Genomic DNA, 17,089 nt, shown 5'->3' with positions numbered 1-17,089 from the left:
ATCAGCTGCCACTGCCGCCCTTGGATATGGGCTTGTTCTGCATACGATCCACCCCATGCCGCGCCTCTGACCACATGAATTGCCACTGGCGATTGGTCATACAGACTTTCTCGCCGCCAATGCGTGAGCCGGTCGGCGGCGGTCGTCGCTTGCAAACCGTCTGATTCAGCCAAGCCTCGCTGGTCGTAGACATCTCGGACGGCTGCTGGACATTCTCCTCTGCCATCACCGGACCGGCAATGGCGGCCGCGAAGACTCCCATACAAATCAACAAGCGCATACTTACCCCCTTTCAGCCAAGCCGGCAGGATGGGTTATTTGCCCGCGCCGCCAGCCCCTATCGTACTGCTCTGCATCGCCTGGGAATCACGTTTGGCGGCGGCCCACTTGGCCTGCCATTCGCGATTGGTGAGACATACCGTCTTCTCGCCAATGCGTGAACCAACCGGCGGCGGCTGCTTTTTGCACACCACCTCGTTCAAATGCGCTTCGTCCGCTGCGGCTTGGGGATCGACCCCGTCAGCTAGGGCTGGCGCAGCAAGCCCGAATAGCAAAACTCCCGCGAGAACCACTTTACGCATCATATCTCCGCTAATCGGCGAGGAAATCTGAGTACAACCACTGAGCTGTGAAATAACTCCATCCCCAGTTGGCGTTGAGTTTACGGCTATTATTCGAAATCCTCAACCGCATTGAGAACAAATTAGGCACGCATAAAAAAGTAGCAATTTCGTTCTTACGGAATAGCTATTTTCTTAGAACGCTCTTCGAAACCTCAGGGAAATTCGGTGCGATGCCTTTGATCCGCAACCGCACCGCCTCCCAATGGATCGCTGCGATCACTTTCAACGTGACCGCGGGGATAGAGAGCGCGAGCTTGAAGAGCGCCCAATCCGTAAAGGGGCGCCGCTCTGCCGTCAGGGCGGCATCCAGAACAGCCCGCCCAGCCTCAGAAGCCTGAATGGCCACGGCGACACGCTCGCCCGGCAAGGTAAGCCGGAACCGATAGGCAAGGTCCATCTCCAGAAATGGCGAGACATAGAAATTCTTGGCGCAGGAAAACCGGATCTGCGGGGCCGCGTGGTCGAGCATCTGCACATAATGGTGCCGCCCGCCGAAGGTGTTGTGGACCTGATAGATCACCGCCTTCAGCGCACTGCCCGCGTCGTGGCAAAAATAGAGGCTTAAGGGATTGAAGCTGTAGCCCAGCGTACGCGGCATGGCCAAAAGGAAGACTTTGCCATCCCTCAGATCGAGACCATGGCGGGCGAGCAGGACATCCACTTGACGACGCAAGGGCGTATCGCTGCCATCGCCATGATCGCGGTCATAGAGCGAAAAGAGATTGGGCCTATTATAGGAGAAGAGCCGCAAGCCTTGCGCGCCCATCTCATCGAGATCGAACAACCCCCAGAAAACGCGGTAGCGAAAGGCGTGATGGCGCTGCTTATAGCGGCGATGCATCACCGTGCCCGCATAGAGTGCCGGGGTCATGCGAGGCTGGCCATGACAGGCTCTCCGACATGGATGCGGCCGGATTCGTTCATCACATTCCATGGACGGCGCACCCCGCCCAATTGCTCGGCGACGGCAAGACCAGCCTGAAGACCATCCTCATGAAAGCCAGCGCCGAAATAAGCGCCTGCAAACCAGGTGTTACGGCGCCCCTGCAGGGACCAGAGCTTCTTCTGCGCGGCGGCGGTCTGGCTGTTGAAAATCGGATGATGATAGACCTCGCTGTGGAGCAGCGTGCCATGGCGCGGCGTGTGCTCCGGGTTGAGCGTAACAAAGAGATCGCGCTTCGTGGCGAGCGGCTGCAAACGGTTCATCCAATAGGTCACAGCCACGCGATCCTGCGGCGCACCGCGGCGGCCGACAAAGTTCCAGCTTGACCAAACATTGCGCTTCCTCGGCATAAAACTCTCATCGCGATGCAGCACCGCAAGATTGCGGCTGTAACGGAATGCGCCGAGGGTTTCGTGTTCCGCTGCATCCGCATCCACGAGCATCTTCAGCGCCTGATCCGCGTGGGCGGCAATCACCACATCGTCGAAGCGCTCCGATCCGCCCGCACCATCCTCGATCACCACACCATCCTTCTGCCGGCGAATGGCAGCTACCGGGCGATCAAGCTTGATCTCGAAGCCCTGGGCCAGGGATTTCACGTAGTTCTTCGATCCACCTAGAACGGTTTCCCATTTCACCGTCTTTTCAAGGGTGAGAAGACCGTGATTGTCGAAGAACTGCACCAATGCCTCGACCGGTAGCCCCAGCGTGTCGGCATGGGCCGAAGACCAGATCGCGCTCGCCATAGGCAGAAGATGATCTTCCCGGAAGGCGGGACCATAACCGCCCCTATCGAAATATTCCTGCAAGGAGAGCGAGGAAGATCCAGGGCGGGTCATATCTGCACGTACCTCGCGCTGGAAGCGGACAATATCGGCCACCATGCGCCAATGGCGCGGCGAGAAAAGATTGCGCTTCTGGGCGAAAATTCCAGCAAGCCCGCCGCAATGATATTCGGTGCGCCCCCGCTCCAATGAGATGGCGAAGGACATATCGGAATCTGCGGCCCGCACCCCGAGATGGGCAAAGAGCGCAGTGAGATTGGGATAGGTTTTGCGGTTGAAGACAATAAAGCCGGTATCCACCGCGACGGGGGCGCCATCCAGCATCACCTCCACCGTGTTGCTGTGGCCGCCGAGACGCTCGCCCTTTTCATAGAGCGTGACCTGATGGCGACCCGCGAGCAGCCAAGCTGCCGACAGCCCCGAAATGCCCGACCCCACCACAGCGATCCTGCGCCGCTCCATCCCAACCGTCCCATTAGATATTCCCTGACCAGAACGTGGATTTGGCGGGCTTGGATCAGTGATCCAAAAGATGCACCGCGCCGTTACAGGCGATATGCTTGCGGCAGTCGAACTCACAGCGCGTGTCCTGCCGTTTCCGGCTGGTGGACGCCGTATGGGGAAAAGCGTGAACCTCCAGGCCTGCGAGACGGACTGGTCTGAAGCAATTGCGGCGGTAGCCTCCACCCGGGACCGCGAAGCGTTCGCGCGGCTGTTCGGTCATTTCGCCCCAAGGGTGAAGAGCTACATGCTGCGCCTCTCGGCGAAGGACGCTGAAGCCGAGGAGCTGGCCCAGGAAGTGATGCTGTTGGTTTGGCGTAAAGCCGAGCTTTTCGATGCTACGAGCCATGGCGCGGCGGCTTGGATTTTCACCATCGCGCGCAATGTGCGCATCGACGCTGCGCGGCGGGCAAAGCGCGGCGGCATCAAGGAAGTGGAAGATGTCGAAGCGGAGTTTCGCGTCGATGGCGGCGCCCTGGCAGATGAGACCCTGATGACGTCGGAACAGCAGGCCCAGCTTCGCGCCGCCTTAAGCGAATTGCCTACGGATCAGCGCAAAGTGGTGGAGCTTTCCTTCTTTGAGGAGCGGGCGCATGGCGAAATCTCCGCTCTTCTGGGTTTACCCCTCGGTACGGTGAAATCGCGGCTGCGTCTCGCCATGGAGCGGCTGCGCAAGCGTTTGGGTTCAGTCGCATGAGCATCGAACATCATCCCGATGAAAGCCTGCTCACCGGCTATGCCGCCGGAACGCTGGATCTTGGCCGTCATATTGCTGTGGCGACTCACCTGGCTGCTTGCGCCGATTGCCAAAAGGCCGTCTCCCTGTTCACCGAAGTGGGCGGAGCTTTGTTTGCCGACCTATCGCCCGCCCCCATGGGCGAAGGCGCTTTCGTCGCGCTTTCGGCGAAGCTCGACACCATTGCGCCGCCGCGCGCATCCATTGCAGCGCCACCTTCTCTTCCAGTGGCAGGCCTGCCAGCTTTCGTACGGCGGTACAATGCCGGGAAGTGGCGTATGGTGGCGCCGGGTCTTTCTATGCGTCCGATTCATCTGCCGGTGCCGAGCGCCGCGCGGGTGTTCCTCTTGAAATCCGCACCGGGGGCAAAGCTGCGCCACCATACCCATGCGGGAACCGAGCTAACCTGCGTGATTGAGGGCGGCTTTTCCCATGACGGCGGCCATTTCGGCCCGGGCGATTTCGATTTCGGAGATTCCGGCATCAATCATCAGCCGACAGTCGATCCTGGCGCGGACTGCCTTTGCCTGGTGGCCATGGAAGGACATTTGAGGCTGACCGGCTGGCTGGGGGCGCTGCTGACGCCCCTCGTCCGGCTCTGATCCAGAATTTGGCTGATCAGGCGGCCCAGCGCAGCGCTGCCGCAGTGCCAATCAGGGCCGCGAATCCGCCCAGCACCGTGCCCCACGCCATGTCGATCAGCGTGATCGAAAGCGGCCAGCCCTTGAGCGTGGCAAAGTTGGTAAGATCGTAGGTGCCATAGGTGAACAGCCCGAAGAGCGCGCCATAAAATGCAGCGAGCGCAAGGGATTGCGCCTTCATCCCCGGCAGAACAGCAAAAAGCAAAAGCCCTGCCGGGTAAAGAAGGTAGAAAATGATCGCCGGCGGCAGATTCACCCCTTCAAGCAGGAGATCCCCGAGGGCCGGACGATAAAGCCGCCCCACCATGGTGCCGAGCCAGAACATGTCGGCGATCACAAAAGCGAGAGCCGAAGCGGCAAAGCCGATCAGATAGGCCATTCCCAAGGATCCTTTTGCGAAACCACCGCTCGAAACGTGGCGGTGGCGCGCTTGGATCAGGCGGGAGAATCAGTACCGGGGGCGTCTGCCTCGCGCCGGACGAGGCTGCGCATCAATGCGAGCAGCGCCTTGCGAACCTCCGGTTTCGGAATCGTCAGATAATGCCGGAGCACATCTGTTCCCGCGCCATTGGCCAAAAGCGAGATCTGCTCGGCATGCGGTACCGCTTCGCCGCCCGGCTCAGCCAAGGCCACATCGCGATAGAAATATTCAATCGGTACATCCAGCACTTTCGCAATAGTGAATAGCCGCGACGCGCTGATGCGGTTCATTCCTTTTTCGTATTTCTGAAGCTGCTGGTACGTGATGCCAATCTTGGCCGCTAAGGCACAAGCATCGACATCCATTGTCCGGCGCCACAGGCGCAACCGGGACCCGATCAAGACATCGGTGTCACTGGTCCTTTTGGAGAGATTGTGGTTCCGAGGTTTTGGAGCAGCACTCATTACATTCAATGTCAGATTTCTCTTGACGATGGTAAGCGAAACTTCCGTACCGCCACCAGAAGGCACATGCGTGTAACCGATAAAATTTGTGTCGTCTGATAGGCTCTCGGGCAAATTCGCGGTGGGAAACCGGATGGAGCCGATCTGAGACAACGAAGTATCCTGGGAAATTTGAGGTTTTTCGCCCCCACACAGGAAGAAGCGCGAGGAATTCCCCGCCCGAGATCACCCGCTGCCCAGCCGCGCACCAACATGCTAAGCCTTAAAGGAATTTCGGCGCTCGGCAGCTATGCAGAAGATTTTTCCCTGGCGGATCTCAGCCGCCCTCCTTTTTGCCGTTTTGGCACAAACGGCGCAGGCCCGTGTGGTGGCTGGCTATTTTCCGAGCTGGGAGAGCGCGTCAGCGCTGTCATCGGTGAACCCAGCTTACAGCCATGTCATTGTCGCTTTTGCGAGACCAGATTTTTCCTGGGATGGAAAAAGCTTTGCCGGGACCGGGCTGCAATTCGAAGGCAGCCCTGCTGAACTGAAGCGCCAGATCGCGGCGGTAAAGAAGCGCGGCACCAAGGTGCTCTTGGCCGTGGGCGGCACGAGCTATTTGAAATGGGACGCGCTGGCGGCAGAGGCAGGCAAGCCGGGGCCTGTCACAAACCAGATCGCCCGATTCGTCCGCGAATTGGGTTTTGACGGAATCGATGTCGATTACGAGATCGAAGGCGGCGATATCGCCCCCTATCGCGGCGCGATCTTAAGCCTTCGGCGCGCCGCCCAAGGCAAAACCCTCTCCCTGGCGGCCTGGTCCACGGGTGCCGATTGCACAAAGGCGACGGGCACAGCCCCTTGCGGCGGGAAAGTGGGCGAAACCGACGCCAATACCGGCCGCGAGCGGCTGGTGTTTCGCGATCCCGCGGCAGCGGCCGCCATCGATATGGTCGAGGTGATGAGCTATGACGCCGGGCTCGCCTATGACCCCGTTTTGGGCTGGCAGCTTTACCGGGCTCTGCTTCCGGCCCGGGTGATCGTGAATATCGGCTTCGAACCCGCCCCCGAAGGCTGGGGCAAGGCGGTTCTGGTGGGGCGCGATCAGGACGCCGTCTGCAAGAACGCCAAACTTCAAACCGATCAGTTTGAGCAGGCTTCCTCCAAACCTTATAGCGTAGAGCGCAGCCTGCGCGATGGACCCTTGGCCTCCAAAACCAATCCCAAAGATGGCGCCATGCTCTGGCATGTGCTGAAAAACGACGGCATCCCCCTCTGTGGCAAAGCGAAAGGGATTTCGGCGGATGGCGCCGCGGCTTTGGCCCGCAAGCTTCTTGGCGGCGCGAAGTAGCCTCACCCTCTTGCGCATCCCGTGTTATGCAGGGGTGCGGAGGATTTGGCTATGACGGCAGGCAACAAGCTTCACGAGATGCGGCAGAAACGCGGGATGGCCGCCGCCTCCCTCGCCGCGGAGGTCGGGATTTCGCGTCAGACCATCTATGCCATCGAGGCGGGCAGCTATGTGCCCAATACCATCGTGGCGCTGAAGCTCGCCCGCGCCCTTTCCACCAAGGTGGAAGATCTTTTCCAGCTCGAAGAAGAAGAGACCAAACCCGCCGAGAGCCTGGAAGCCACCCTCCTCGGTGGTGGCCAGACTGCCTATGAAGGCCAGCCGGTGCAGCTTTGCCAGGTCGACGGGCAGCTGATCGCGGCAGCGCCCGATAGCGTGGACTGGAGCTTGCCGCCTGCCGATGCCGTGCTGCTGACCAAACCCAAATCGGGCGGACGCGTTGAAGTGCTGCCGTTTCACGGACGGCTGGAGCTGGGTAAGCGGCTGCTGGTGGCGGGCTGCGATCCGGGGATTTCGGTGCTGGCGCGCCATTTGCGCCGCGCGGGGATCGAGCTTGTGGTGGTCAACCGCAACAGCACCACGGCGCTGGGGCTTTTGCGCGAAGGGCTGGTGCATATCGCAGGCACGCATCTGCGCGATAGCGAAACCGGCGAATCCAATCTTGCCGAAGTGAAGAAGCTTTTCGACCGGCGCAGCGCCGCGGTGATCGGTTTCTCCCATTGGGAGTTAGGGCTGGTGGTGGCGCGGGGCAATCCCAAAGCGGTCACCTCCATCGCTGACCTCAAGCGCAAGGACATCACCATCGTCAATCGCGAGAAGGGCGCGGCGGTGCGCATTCTCCTCGACGCGGAAATCGCCAAGCTAGGGATTTCACCCAAAGCAGTGAAAGGCTATGACCGGCTCACCAGCGGACATCTGCCTGCCGCGATGCAAATCCATTCCGGCGCCGCCGACGCCGCCATCGCAAGCAAGAGCGCGGCCAGGGTGTTCGGGCTTGGCTTCGTACCGCTGCTGCGCGAGCGCTATGATTTGGTGCTGAGGAAGAAAAATCTCGACATGGCCGAGGTGCAGACCCTATGCGAGACACTGGGCCGCGCGAGTTTCCGCCAGGAACTGGAAGCCATGGGCGGTTATGATACCAGCCCGGCCGGCCAACAATTCGCTTAGGCTTCCAGCTCACTCACGGGCACGACATCGACGCCGACTTCGACGATATGATCGCCGCCACCGGTGATAACGCCCGCGATAGGCGCAACATCTGCGTAATCGCGCCCCCAAGCGGCGGTGATGTGACTTTCACCGGCTTGCATATTGTTGGTGGGATCAAAATCGATCCAGCCGCACTCGGGCACCCAAATCGAAAACCAGGCATGGCTGGCATCTGCACCGACGAGCCTGGGCTGCCCCGGCGGCGGTGAGGTGAGAAGATAGCCGCTGACATAGCGTGCCGACAGGCCAATGGCGCGGATCGCGGCAATCGCGACATGCGCCAAATCCTGGCAGACGCCTGCGCGGATACGGAAGACCTTTTCCACCGGCGTATACACATCGGTCACAGTGGTGTCGTAGCGAAAATCCCTATGTACCCGTGTCGTAAGATCGGCCGCAGCGGAAAGGATGCCCCTTCCCGGCGTGAAGCTTTCTTCGGCATAAGCAGCGAGCTCGGCACTCGCCACCACTTGCGGCGTATCGAAAAGAAATTCGGCGGCAGCACGCGATTGCGCATCGCCAGCTTCTTCCAAAAGGCTGCGCACCTTTTCCCAGGCAAGATCATGGCCGGGCGCGAAGCTTGGGGCGGGCTGCACCGTCACCCGGCTTTCGGAAATCACCTCGAGCACGGTGTGGCTCTCTTCGATGGTGAAGAGATTCTTCTGATTGCCGAAATAATCCGTGCCCGCCTCATTGCGCTGCGGCTCGGGCGAGAAAATCAGTTTGGACTCCGTCACGCTCTGGCGCGGGGTGGAACGCGGCAAAAGATGCGCGAGGTGACAGGACGAGGACACATCCTGCAAGTAGCGATAAGCGGTGCGATGGCGGACGAAGTATTCCATGCTCACTCCTCGCGGCTGCCGGTGCGCCGGCGAATGGCGTGGCGGAAATAAGCATCGGTAAGGGCGTCGGAAATGCCAGCGGCACCGATCTCAACCTCAGCCAGATAGGTCTTCAAACTGGCGGGGTCTGTGGCGAGATCGTCGAGCAAGCTCGGGCGGACGCAAAGCCCGCGCAGGTTGGCAGCAAATTTCACGGCCGCCGTGCCCTGCCCTTCTGGCGTCAAACGCGCGAGTTCTTCCAGCGATTTCTCGGCGGCGATCAATTGGAAAGCCACCGAGCGGGGATTGGTTTCATCGAGCAGCAAGAGATCGAGCAGCGGCGCCATATGGAAGATATTCATATAGCGCGAGCGATAGGTCATCACGCTCGACGAAATCTCAAGCCCGATGCGGATGCGTTCACTTTCGGCAAGCTCGCCATTCTCGGCGATGCGCCCCACCAGCCAAGCCAGATGCTGGGCGCGCTCGACACGGCGGCCAAGATCGGTGAAGAGCCAGTTGGGGCCGCGCGTCATGTTCTCCGCGCAATGACCCGCGAAGGCCGCGCTGCGCCGCACCAGCATATCGAGGCTGGAGAGCGCCTCGGCGCTATCAAAGGGGCGATTGGTGGGCGGCAAGACATCCGGCTCGGTCATCAAATGGATGGTCTGCCAAGTATCGAGCGAGAGACGGTCGCGCGCGGACCAGGCGGTGCGGCGCACGCAGCCCAGGATTTGCGGCAGGCCTGCGAAATTGGTGCGATCCGAGATGAGACTGCGCAAATCGGATAGCAGGCCATCCTTGCGCGGCAAACGCGCGGGCAAGAAAGATTCGGTGAGGCCCGCGAGAAAGCCATGCACGGCAGGATCGGCAGGCGCGCCTTCACCCAAACGCTGTACCACCGCGCGCAAAACGCGGGCGAGATTGTCGGCCCGCTCACTATAACGGCCGAGCCAGAAAAGATTATCCATGGCGCGGCTGGGCGGCGAATTGCCGGTGCGCACAATGGCGACGTCTTCGCGGGTTTGCTTCAACAGGCTGAAGGTCGAGACCGGGCCCGGCGTCGGCACCCAGACGTCTTTCGACACCGCACCTGATTGCAGCGAGAGGGCGCGCACGGTTTCATTCTCGGCGACACGCGCGAGCCCGCCGGGCATCACCACATAGCCATTCTTGGTCCAAGCCGCGAAGAGGCGCAGCGAAACAGGGCGCTGGGTGAGCTTGCCATCGGCGAAAATCGGCGCACCGCCCAGCGGCACCACATCTTGCGTGACTTGCGTGGCGCCCCGCCGCGTGAGCAGCGCCTTGTACGCCCGCTTATCGGCGGCGGAGAGTTCGCGTCCCAGCCTTGCGGTGGACCGGCGCGAAAACAGCGGGCGGGAATCGAAAGCGCCGCGCAGGATGGAACGATCAATCCGCGCTAACGCTTCTTGGCGCCCCCATTCGGTGCCACACCACACGGTGGGGATATCGGGAATGACAAGCTCTTCGCCGAGGAGAGCGTGAGAGACTGCGTGCAGATAAGCATCGAGCGCGGGGCTTTCCACCACACTGGCGCCAAGGCTGTTGGCGAGCACGACATTACCCGCACGCACCGCCTGCAACAGGCCCGGCACACCCAGCGCGGAATCCGACCGCAGCTCCAAGGGATCGCAGAAATCCGAATCCACCCGGCGGAAAATCACCGAGACGCGTTCCAGCCCATGCAGGGTTTTGAGGAAGACGCGATCGTCATGCACCACCAGATCATCGCCTTCGACCAAGGTGAGATCGAGATAATGCGAAAGGAAGGCGTGTTCGAAATAGGCTTCGTTATGCGGGCCAGGGGTGAGCAGCACGGCGCGACCAGGGCCAGCCAACCCCTGCACACTCTCGCGATAAGATTGGAAAAACGCCGCCAGCCGCTGCACATGCATATCGCGGAAAAGATCGGAAAAGACTTGCCCCACCACGATGCGGTTTTCGAGGGCATAGCCGATGCCGCTGACCGAATCCGCGCGCGAGGCCAGAACCTTCCAGCCACCATCGGGCATGCGGGCAAGATCGACCGAGTAGAGATGGATATGAACGCCGCCCGGCGGCTCGACACCTTTCAGCGGACGCAGAAACTGCGGATGGCCGGAAACGATATGCGGCGGCAGCACGCCATCGGCGATGAGCTTCTGCGGGCCATAGATATCAGCGAGGAGCGCATCGGCGAGACGCGCGCGCTGAATGACAGCGGCCTCGAGCTTTTCCCATTCCTCGGGCGCGATGACAAAGGGAAGAATATCCAGCCGCCAACGGCGCGATTGGCCATCCTGCTCGTCATAGACATTATAAGTGACGCCATTGTCGCGCAGCATGCTCTGCGCCGCATCCTGACGGCGGGCATATTCTTGAGACGACATGGCGCCGAGCGCCTCGGCCAAAGGCTGCCAAGCTTCACGCACGCGGCCGCCCGCGCCATGCATCTCGTCATAGCGGCTTGCGGTTTCCGTGCTGTGTTTCTTGCGGATCAAGATGCTTATCTCAGGAATTTACGGGACGGCGCAGATCGAGGGTGTGCGGGTAATCGGCATTCGGCGACTCAACCGGTGGGCTGAAGAGGCCACAGGTAAAGCCGAACGGTTCAAACCGCGCAAGACGGCGCCCTTCTGCTTCATAGGCATTCACTGGGAAAGTTACGTAGTTACGCCCTCCCGGATGGGCAACATGGTAGGTGCAACCTCCTAACGAACGCTTGCGCCAACCATCCCACACCTCTGCCGTGAGGGGCGCGTGCGCATAAATCGTGGGATGAAGCGTAGAGGCCGGAAGCCAGGCGCGATAACGCACCCCGCCGACCGCCGATCCCACCGATACGGGTTTTAACGGAACGCAGCGGCCATTGACCAAAATCTTGTGGCGGCCATCGACCAAACCATCTGCCTTCACCTCGAGCCGCTCCACAGAACTGTCGACAAAGCGAACAGTTCCGCCCACCGCGCCCTCCTCGCCCATCACATTCCAAGGTTCGAGCGCTTGACGCAGCTCCAGCCGCACGCCGCCATATTGCACCTTGCCGTAAAGCGGAAAACGGAATTCCCAATGCGGGCGGAACCATTCCGCATCGAAAGCAAAGCCGGCCTCGTTGAGATCGGTGATGACGTCTGAGAAATCGGCCCAGAGGAAATGCGGCAAGAGCATATGGTCATGCAGCGCCGTGCCCCAGCGCACCAGCTTGCCAGGATAGGGTTTATTCCAGAACCGCACCAACAGCGCCCGAAGAAGAAGATTCTGTGCGAGACTCATCTCGGCATGGGGAGGCATTTCAAAGCCGCGAAACTCGACCAGACCCAATCGCCCCGTGGGGCCATCAGGCGAATAAAGCTTGTCGATGGAGATTTCGCTGCGGTGGGTATTGCCACTCACATCGACCAGGAGATTGCGGAAGATGCGATCCACCAGCCAAGGCGGAATATATCCAAGCCCGGGATCAGGCACCTGGGAAAAGGCAATCTCCATCTCATAGAGCGAATCGTGACGGGCTTCATCGATACGTGGCGCCTGAGAGGTTGGGCCGATGAAGAGGCCGGAGAAGAGATACGAGAGCGAGGGATGATTCTGCCAAAACGCGATCAAGCTCTTCAATAGATCGGGACGGCGCAGGAACGGACTATCGGAAGGGTGCGCCGCGCCGACCACAATGTGATTGCCACCGCCAGTGCCGGTGTGACGGCCATCGAGCATGAATTTCTCGGTACCGAGACGCGAGAAATGCGCTTCCTCATAAATCGCTTCGGTGATCGCCACCTGCTCGCGCCAGGAATTGGCGGGGTGAATGTTCACCTCGATCACACCGGGATCAGGCGTGACCTTGATGAGGTTGATGCGCGGGTCATACGGCGGGGGATAGCCTTCAATATGGATCGCCGCGTCACATTCAGCCGCCGCATCCTCGATCGCCATCAAAAGATCGAGATAATCGGCGGCGTTGTCCGTCGGCGGCATGAACACACAGAGCCGTCCATCGCGCGGCTCCACCGTGAGCGCGGTGCGCACGCTGGCGCCCTCCACCGGCGGGTCTTGCTCCAGATGCACCAGACGCTGACGCCAAGCTGAATCGTCGGTGGCTCTAGAAAGATAAGGTTGGCGCAGGGAATCGCGCTCGGGCAGCGGGGGAAGATTGTCAAATGGATCGGGCGGTGGAATGAAAGGCCTTGCCGCTGGCGGCACCCAGGGCAAGGCGTTCAGCGGCAGACGGAAGCCCAAAGGAGAATCGCCCGGCATCAGATGCAGGCGCCCGGCGCGGATTTGCCAAAGCTCCGAGCGCCATTTGCGGCCCGCTTCTGTATTCCAGCGCTGCACCGGAAGCACAAAGCCCGCAGGCTTTTTCAGACCACGCGCGAACACCTTGGCAAGACGAGCGCGCTCCTCCGCATCTTCCAATTTCGAATCCAAAGGATCGACATTGACCGGCAGGCTCTGCTCCTTGCCGATGTAATGCCAAGGATATTCATAGGCTTCGATTGCGTAGGCCGGATTGATGTCGAGACGGCGAGCGATGCCGGTGATGAGAGTACGCGCAGTGCCATCATCGGGCTTGTAGTCTTTGCGCTCCGCGGCAATGCGATCGGGATCGCGCCACAAGGGTTGACCATCTCCACGCCAATAGAGCGCGAAGGCCCAGCGCGGCAGGCTTTCACCAGGATACCATTTGCCTTGGCCATAATGCAGCAACCCACCCGGCGCGAAACGCTTTTGCAAGCGGCGGATCAGCGTATCGGCAAGGCCGCGCTTGGCGGGACCAACCGCCGCAGTGGTCCATTCGGCGCCGTCCATATCATCAATGGAGACGAAAGTCGGTTCACCGCCCATGGTGAGGCGCATATCGGCAGCCTTGATCGCGGCATCGGTTTCATCGCCGAGGCTTAAGATCGATTGCCAGATTTCCGGCGTATAGGGCTTGGTGACGCGCGGCGGCTCCACCACGCGGGTAATGTGCATGTCGAATTCGAACTCGACTTCGCAATCTTCCAATGCGCCATCAATCGGTGCGGCATGACGTGGATTGGCGGTGCATGCGAGCGGAATATGGCCCTCGCCCGCGAAGAGCCCAGAAGTAGGATCAAGCCCAACCCAGCCCGCGCCCGGCAGATAGACTTCGCACCAGGCATGCAGATCGGTGAAATCATGATCGGTGCCCGATGGGCCATCCAGCGATTTCACATCGGGCTTTAACTGGATGAGATAGCCAGAGGCAAAGCGCGCGGCGAATCCAAGATGACGCAAGAGCTGCACCAGGAGCCAAGCGGAATCGCGGCAGGAGCCGGAACGCAAGAGCAGCGTTTGCTCGGGCGTCTGGATGCCCGGCTCCATACGGATGAGATAGCTGATGTCATGCTGCAGCCGCGCGTTCAAATCGAAGAGAAAACCAGTGGTCGGCTTCTCGCTGCGGTCCACGCCCGCGAGATATTGCTTGAAGGCATCCCCCATCCGCCCCTTCGCAAGATAAGGCTTCAGATCTTCCTGAATTTCTTTGTCGTAAGCGAACGGAAAGACCTCAGCCTTGGGCTCAAGAAAGAAATCGAATGGGTTGATGATGTTGAGCTGGGCGGTGAGATCGATGGTGACATCGAGATGATCGGTTTTTTCAGGCACCACCAGACGCGCCAGCCAATTGGATTGCGGATCCTGCAACCAATTGAGGAAGTGCGGCTCAGGGCTGACCTTCAGCGCATAATTGAGGATGGGCGTCCGGCAATGGGCGGCGGGGCGCAGCCGGATGACCTGCGGACCCAAGGCGATGAGACGATCATACCGATAGGAGGTACGATGATGCAGCGCGACCTGGATGCTCATCTGTGGAAATTTGCCCGCCCGAATGCCCGCTTAGGACTGTTCCATCGCGCTAAAGGCTTGGCAATAGGCAGTGTTCCGCGAAATGCGCATCGCTAAAACTTGCGCAAAAACTAGGCGGCAGCGCCGTTCTCTTATGCAGTTCAGGTGGTCAATGCCAGAGTGGCGAAACTCGCCAGCCAATGTTCACCCATATAATCCCCCGCGACATGGGGCATAGCGGCTTGGACATGAGCTTCGGCAGCCCGGCGCAAAAGATCGCGACACCCCTTATCAGGAAGCGAGCTGGCCAGCGCACGCATGCACCAGGCGCGGCTGAGATTGACGCCATCGAGATGCGCCGTCTTGCCATCGCTGCGATCACTGACATGGGCTGGAATGAAAAGCGTTTCAGGTTTACCACGCGCCAATTCCGGCAGAAAAGCATCGAACCAGCTAAGAAATTCCGCGCGCGGCAGAAGGCGGCGCATGGCTTCGGCTTCGCAAAGCGTGGGCGAAAGGAATTCATCGCCGCCCGGTTCCCAGGCTTGAGCGGCACGGTCATTGCCATACCAATGACGGGCGCGCGTGGATAACAGATCGCGCAGCGAGGTGTCCTTTGCCACCGCCGCATATTCGCTCGCCAAAATCAACGCGAAGGCCGTGGAGGAATGCACGCCCGTGCGCACGGCATAGGTCAGCATCGGCAGATAGGCGTGAAAGCGCAAAACGATATTCTGTTCGATACCGTCAAAAGCTTCCGCCAGTGTGGGATTCCATAAGCGTAATTCGGCGGCGAGCATCAAAGCCCACGCCCAGCCATACGGCCGTTCGAAGCTGCGTGACGAAGGCTGTTCGAGATAAGAAAGCTCTGCGTCAATCGCTTCGGGCGTGAAGCTTTCCTCAAAACGCGCCGCGATGGCAGAGGCGGGACCCATGTCAGGATAGAGCCGGGCAAGGCGCGCCAGCATCCAATAGCCATGCACACAGCTATGCCAATCAAAACTGCCGAAGAAGATGGGATGCAGATCGCGCGGCGTCCGCGCATCGCTCGCGCTATACATCATATGATCGAGCTTGCTGGGATATTCGCGGGTGACATGGCCCAGCGCGATCAAGGCAAAGCGTTCAGCGATATCGGAATTGAGTTGCAGCATGGCGTCTCACCGGTACACGAAGATGCTCATAAGCACTGTGTTGGCGAAAAGAAGCAAGAGTGCCGTGGGAATTTGCACTTTAATCACGGCATTGCGATCCTTTAGCTCCAACACTGCCGCCGGCACAATATTGAAATTGGCGGCCATGGGGGTCATCAGTGTGCCACAGAAGCCCGAAAGCATGCCAAGCGCGCTCATCACCACCGGGTCGCCGCCGAATTTTCCCACGATCAGCGGCAGACCGATCCCCGCTGTCATCACCGGAAAAGCCGCGAAAGCGTTGCCCATGATCATAGTGAAAAGCGCCATGCCGCAAGTATAGACCACCACCGTGATCGTTTGCGCCACATGCGCGTCCGACATGGGAATGGCGGCACTGGTGAGCTTGGCGATAATAGCGCCCACGCCTGCGGCTGCAAACATGCCGCCCAGCGCGGCGAGCATTTGCGGCAGCACCGTGGCCCAGCCAATAGAATCGACCAGACGGCGTCCCTCTGCAGCCGCGGCGGAGAGTGGCGCGCGGGTGAGACTCATAGCCAGCAACAGACCGACCGTCGCCCCCAGTGCCAAGGCGATCAGCGTGACATGCTTGGCATCCACCAGAGACTTGAAATGCGGAAATGCCAGCGTACCTGCGAGCGTCACCACCGGTATGGCAAGCGCTGCAATGAAAAGCGCATTGCCGAGGCGGGCGGCGGATTTTTTGCGCGTTTGCTCATCCGTGGTTGCATCGGGGCCAGGTTTTAGGCCGATCCAGGCGAGCCCGACCAGCACCAGGACCATCACTCCGGAAACGAAATGCGGAAGATAGGAGCCCAAAATCAAGAGCGTTGCGAAAACACCCCAGAACAGCGTTGAGCGCCAGCGGGCGGGGTTGGCGCGGTCCACGGCATGACTGAAGGCGAAAGCCGCAAACATGCCGCCAGCAAGAACATAGATAGTTTCAAGCCCAATCATTTCTTGGCTCCAAGCCGGCGATCAAAACGCCAGAGCCGTGCAAGATGGATCACCAGCGCGAGCAAGGCTGTAGGGATAGCCCAGAGCGCGATATCTAAGGGAGCGGCATTGACCCCGTTTTGTGCAAGGAAGCCGCAGATCAAAAGAATGGAGCCAATAGCGATGAAAACATCCTCGCCAAAAAACAGCGCGATGTTGTCAGCCGCCGCCGCATTGGCCCGCACCATCTCGCGCTTTTCCGGCGTTAGCGTGGTTTGACGTTCAGCGGCGGCCTCAGCCATAGGCGCGATCAAGGGGCGCACCATCGGCACATGCCCACCGAGCGCGGTCAGGCCCAGCGTCGCAGTGAACTGGCGAATAACGAAATACCCCATCAATACGCGCCCGGCCGTGGCACCCTTCATTCGCGAGATCAAGGTCTTCGCGCGTTCGCGCAATCCGGCGCGTTCCAGAAGCCCGATCACCGGCAACACCAGCCACGCCACCGCCATGAAGCGGTTATCCACGAATGCCTTGCCCAGGGCGGAGATCACCACCACGGGGTCCATGCCAGCGCAAAGCCCGGTGACAATGGCGGCCGCCGCCACAACAACGAGCGGATTGAGGCGCAAGGCAAAGCCTAAAATAACCACCCCGATGCCCGACAGAACGATCATGAAGCCCCCTTGCCGCGCCCTCTTGCCGCTAAGGTGAGTTGACGGG

At 60.2% G+C, this 17,089-nt stretch carries 16 protein-coding genes; 4 read left to right on the top strand and 12 right to left on the bottom strand.

The genetic code is table 11. From position 1 onward, the window contains the following. Position 1: 1 nt before the first annotated feature. From FHS83_RS08640 to FHS83_RS08625, 4 genes are all read right to left on the bottom strand, one after another. Entirely contained in the window at positions 2 to 280 is a 279-nt protein-coding gene (locus FHS83_RS08640) for a hypothetical protein (RefSeq protein ID WP_167082584.1), read from the bottom strand. Positions 281 to 314: 34 nt separating this feature from the next. Then, positions 315 to 584 (bottom strand): hypothetical protein, encoded by a 270-nt coding sequence (locus FHS83_RS08635; protein WP_167082583.1) that lies wholly within the window; start codon positions 582 to 584, stop codon positions 315 to 317. A gap of 163 nt (positions 585 to 747) precedes the next feature. Then, positions 748 to 1,494 carry a DUF1365 domain-containing protein gene (locus FHS83_RS08630; RefSeq protein ID WP_167082582.1) on the bottom strand — a complete coding sequence of 249 codons (747 nt, stop codon included), beginning with the start codon at positions 1,492 to 1,494 and terminating at the stop codon, positions 748 to 750. Continuing rightward, positions 1,491 to 2,813 (bottom strand): NAD(P)/FAD-dependent oxidoreductase, encoded by a 1,323-nt coding sequence (locus FHS83_RS08625; protein WP_167082581.1) that lies wholly within the window; start codon positions 2,811 to 2,813, stop codon positions 1,491 to 1,493. Before FHS83_RS08625 ends, FHS83_RS08630 begins: the two co-directional genes overlap by 4 nt. A 70-nt stretch (positions 2,814 to 2,883) precedes the next feature. On the opposite strand from FHS83_RS08625, the gene FHS83_RS08620 reads away from it, so the two are divergent. Further along, a complete protein-coding gene (locus FHS83_RS08620) occupies positions 2,884 to 3,549 on the top strand; it encodes a sigma-70 family RNA polymerase sigma factor (protein ID WP_208414329.1) in 666 nt (221 codons plus the stop codon). Then, complete coding sequence (locus FHS83_RS08615; RefSeq protein WP_167082580.1) at positions 3,546 to 4,190, top strand: ChrR family anti-sigma-E factor; 645 nt, start codon at positions 3,546 to 3,548, stop codon at positions 4,188 to 4,190. The genes FHS83_RS08620 and FHS83_RS08615 overlap by 4 nt, the downstream gene beginning before the upstream one ends. A gap of 16 nt (positions 4,191 to 4,206) precedes the next feature. Here the strand turns inward: FHS83_RS08615 and FHS83_RS08610 are convergent, their stop codons facing one another. After that, on the bottom strand, positions 4,207 to 4,608 hold the full coding sequence (locus FHS83_RS08610; protein ID WP_208414327.1) for a DUF2177 family protein: 402 nt from the start codon (positions 4,606 to 4,608) through the stop codon (positions 4,207 to 4,209). A gap of 56 nt (positions 4,609 to 4,664) precedes the next feature. Then, positions 4,665 to 5,267 carry a helix-turn-helix domain-containing protein gene (locus FHS83_RS08605; RefSeq protein ID WP_167082578.1) on the bottom strand — a complete coding sequence of 201 codons (603 nt, stop codon included), beginning with the start codon at positions 5,265 to 5,267 and terminating at the stop codon, positions 4,665 to 4,667. Positions 5,268 to 5,403: 136 nt separating this feature from the next. On the opposite strand from FHS83_RS08605, the gene FHS83_RS08600 reads away from it, so the two are divergent. Continuing rightward, a complete protein-coding gene (locus FHS83_RS08600; protein ID WP_167082577.1) occupies positions 5,404 to 6,444 on the top strand; it encodes a glycoside hydrolase family 18 protein in 1,041 nt (346 codons plus the stop codon). A gap of 51 nt (positions 6,445 to 6,495) precedes the next feature. Then, positions 6,496 to 7,611, top strand: a complete 1,116-nt coding sequence (locus tag FHS83_RS08595; RefSeq protein ID WP_167082576.1) for a substrate-binding domain-containing protein — start codon at positions 6,496 to 6,498, stop codon at positions 7,609 to 7,611. Here the strand turns inward: FHS83_RS08595 and FHS83_RS08590 are convergent. From FHS83_RS08590 to FHS83_RS08565, 6 genes are all read right to left on the bottom strand, one after another. Continuing rightward, positions 7,608 to 8,495 (bottom strand): transglutaminase family protein, encoded by an 888-nt coding sequence (locus FHS83_RS08590; protein ID WP_167082575.1) that lies wholly within the window; start codon positions 8,493 to 8,495, stop codon positions 7,608 to 7,610. The genes FHS83_RS08595 and FHS83_RS08590 overlap by 4 nt on opposite strands. A 2-nt stretch (positions 8,496 to 8,497) precedes the next feature. Then, positions 8,498 to 10,975, bottom strand: a complete 2,478-nt coding sequence (locus tag FHS83_RS08585; RefSeq protein ID WP_167082574.1) for a circularly permuted type 2 ATP-grasp protein — start codon at positions 10,973 to 10,975, stop codon at positions 8,498 to 8,500. Positions 10,976 to 10,985: 10 nt separating this feature from the next. Then, positions 10,986 to 14,297 carry a transglutaminase family protein gene (locus FHS83_RS08580; RefSeq protein ID WP_167082573.1) on the bottom strand — a complete coding sequence of 1,104 codons (3,312 nt, stop codon included), beginning with the start codon at positions 14,295 to 14,297 and terminating at the stop codon, positions 10,986 to 10,988. A gap of 140 nt (positions 14,298 to 14,437) precedes the next feature. Next, positions 14,438 to 15,430, bottom strand: coding sequence for a DUF2891 domain-containing protein (locus FHS83_RS08575; RefSeq protein ID WP_167082572.1), 993 nt, complete (start codon positions 15,428 to 15,430; stop codon positions 14,438 to 14,440). A 6-nt stretch (positions 15,431 to 15,436) separates the two neighbouring features. Then, complete coding sequence (locus tag FHS83_RS08570) at positions 15,437 to 16,387, bottom strand: DUF979 domain-containing protein (RefSeq protein ID WP_167082571.1); 951 nt, start codon at positions 16,385 to 16,387, stop codon at positions 15,437 to 15,439. Further along, entirely contained in the window at positions 16,384 to 17,043 is a 660-nt protein-coding gene (locus FHS83_RS08565; RefSeq protein ID WP_167082570.1) for a DUF969 domain-containing protein, read from the bottom strand. The genes FHS83_RS08570 and FHS83_RS08565 overlap by 4 nt, the downstream gene beginning before the upstream one ends. Positions 17,044 to 17,089: the final 46 nt, after the last annotated feature.

This window comes from Rhizomicrobium palustre (assembly GCF_011761565.1).
Lineage (GTDB): Bacteria > Pseudomonadota > Alphaproteobacteria > Micropepsales > Micropepsaceae > Rhizomicrobium > Rhizomicrobium palustre.
The sequence above is the reverse complement of the archived record's forward strand: the minus strand, read 5'-3'. Positions and strand labels throughout refer to the sequence as shown.